The organism is Streptomyces sp. NPDC054956, assembly GCF_053609185.1.
In genome coordinates, this window is the sequence record NZ_JBSGXB010000132.1 from 16,707 (window position 1) to 19,334 (window position 2,628).

General features: G+C 71.8%; 2 protein-coding genes. One reads left to right on the forward strand and one right to left on the reverse strand.

Features of this window, described 5'->3' with window-relative positions; all coding sequences use genetic code 11:
• Nucleotides 1-45 precede the first annotated feature (45 nt).
• Nucleotides 46-1,155 (reverse strand): peptide chain release factor 2, encoded by a 1,110-nt coding sequence (prfB, locus tag ACWGDE_RS21145; RefSeq protein ID WP_453390536.1) that lies wholly within the window; start codon nt 1,153-1,155, stop codon nt 46-48.
• A 314-nt stretch (nt 1,156-1,469) separates the two neighbouring features.
• Between prfB and ACWGDE_RS21150 the strand changes: the two genes are divergently transcribed.
• Complete coding sequence (locus ACWGDE_RS21150; protein ID WP_453390537.1) at nt 1,470-2,486, forward strand: isopenicillin N synthase family dioxygenase; 1,017 nt, start codon at nt 1,470-1,472, stop codon at nt 2,484-2,486.
• The last annotated feature ends 142 nt before the right edge of the window (nt 2,487-2,628 follow it).

Genomic DNA, 2,628 nt, shown 5'->3' on the forward strand with positions numbered 1-2,628 from the left:
GACACCTCATGGTGTCCGGGCCCTTCCCATTGCTTCGGCGCCGCCTTACGCGGTCTGCTCCTGCTGCTTGCGCCAGCGGATGCCGGCCTCGAGGAAGCCGTCGATCTCGCCGTCGAGGACCGCCTGCGGGTTGCCGACCTCGAACTCCGTCCGCAGGTCCTTGACCATCTGGTACGGGTGCAGGACGTAGGAGCGCATCTGGTTGCCCCAGGAGCTTCCGCCGTCCTTGAGGGCGTCCATCTTGTCCTTCTCCTCCTGGCGGCGCCGCTCGAGCAGCTTGGCCTGGAGGACGTTCATCGCGCTGGCCTTGTTCTGGATCTGCGAGCGCTCGTTCTGGCAGGAGACCACGATGCCGGTCGGCAGGTGCGTGATGCGCACCGCGGAGTCGGTCGTGTTGACGCCCTGGCCGCCGGGGCCCGAGGCGCGGTACACGTCGACGCGCAGCTCGGCCTCGTCGATCTCCACGTGGTCGCTGGTCTCGACGACCGGCAGCACCTCGACGCCCGCGAAGGACGTCTGGCGGCGGCCCTGGTTGTCGAAGGGCGAGATCCGGACGAGGCGATGGGTGCCCTGCTCGACGGAGAGGGTGCCGTAGGCGTACGGAGCCTTGACCACGAAGGTGGTCGACTTGATGCCGGCCTCTTCCGCGTACGAGGTCTCGTAGATCTCGGTCGGGTAGCCGTGGCGCTCGGCCCAGCGCAGGTACATGCGCTGCAGGCGCTCGGCGAAGTCGGAGGCGTCCACGCCGCCGGCCTCGGCACGGATGTTGACCAGCGCCTCGCGCTCGGCGTACTCGCCGGAGAGCAGGGTGCGGACCTCCATCTCGTCCAGCGCCTTGCGGACGGAGACCAGCTCGCTCTCGGCCTCGGCGAGGGTGTCCGCGTCCTCCATCTCCTGGGCGAGCTCGAACAGGACCGCGAGGTCGTCGATGCGCCCGCGCAGGGTCTCGGTCTTGCGGACCTCTGCCTGGAGGTGCGAAAGCTTGCTCGTGATCTTCTGGGCGGCCTCCGGGTCGTCCCACAGGGACGGCGCGGCGGCCTGCTCCTCGAGCACGGCGATATCTGCCCTCAGCTTGTCGAGGTCCAGGACGGCCTCGATCGACCCCATGGTCGAGGAGAGGGACTTCAGCTCTTCGGAAACATCGACGACTGCCACGGGTCCAGCGTAGCCGGTCCCCGGGGGCCGATCTCCGGCCAGGCCGAATCACCCGTACTGGTGGCGGGGCGTACGGGCGTACGCTCACCGTATGACCGTCCTCCTCGTCAAGCGCCGCCATGTGGACCACATGCGTGTCACGACGACGAGCTGTCTGCCGCCGGACCTGCACCGAGCCTGATCCACCCCGATCCGACTTGGTCCTGTACGCGGCCCTCGCGGTCCCGGCGACAACCCTGCCGGCGGCCCCTCCCAGGCCGCGGCCCCCGCCATCCCTGGGGACAGGACCCCGTGACATCCGAAACGGAGCCGTCATGCCGTCCGCGCACTCCTCCCAGCAGCCCTCCCTCCCGGTCCTGGACCTCTCCCAGGCCGATGACCCCGCGCTGCGCGACTCCTTCCGCAAGCAACTGCACGCGGCCGCCCGGGACAGCGGCTTCCTGCACCTGACCGGGCACGGGGTCAGTGCCGCCGAAACCGCCCGCATCCTCGAGCTGACCCGGGCGTTCTTCGCGCTCCCGGAGGCCGACCGGCTGGCCGTGAGCAACCTGAACTCCCCGCACTTCCGCGGCTACACCCGCATAGGCCACGAGCTGACCGGCGGCGCCTCCGACTGGCGCGACCAGCTCGACGTGGGCGCGGAGCGGCCCGCGCCCGTGGTGGGCCCGGACGACCCGGCGTACCTGTGGCTGGAGGGCCCGAACCAGTGGCCGGCCGCGCTGCCCGAGCTGCGGGACGCGGTGCTGGGATGGCAGTCGCGGCTGGCGGCGGTCGCCCACCGGCTCCTCCAGGAGCTGCTGGCCTCGATCGGCGCCCCCTCGGACTTCTTCGACGAGGCCTTCGCGGACCGCCCCCACCTGCACACGAAGCTGATCCGGTACCCCGGGTCCGCCCCGAGCGGCGCCGACCAGGGTGTCGGGGCCCACAAGGACTACGGCTTCCTCACCCTCCTCCTGCAGGACTCCGTGGGCGGGCTCCAGGTGGTCCGGGACGGCGGCTTCCTGGACGTCCCGCCGCTGCCGGGGGCGTTCGTGGTCAACCTGGGCGAGCTGCTGGAGATCGCGACGGAGGGCTACCTGACGGCCACCGACCACCGGGTGGTCAGCCCGCGCGGGGCCGTGGAGCGGTTCTCGGTGCCGTTCTTCTACAACCCGCGGCTGGACGCGGTGGTGGAGACGGTCCCGGGCGACTACCTGCGCTCGGCGCCCGGAATCGCCCACGACGCGTCGAACCCGCTGCACGCGGAGTACGGCCGCAACGAACTGAAGGGCTGGGTCCGCGCGCACCCCGCGGTGGCGCGGCGCTGGCACCCGGACCTGGTCGACGCGTAGCCCCCACGGGCCGGGCCGTCGCGCGGAGCGCAGCCCCCACGGGTCCGGCCGCTGCGCGGGGCCTTCCCCCACCCCGCCCCTTCCCGAAACCGGGGCTCCGCCCCGGGCCCCGTACGTGCGCTCCGCGCCCGTGCCCTCAAAC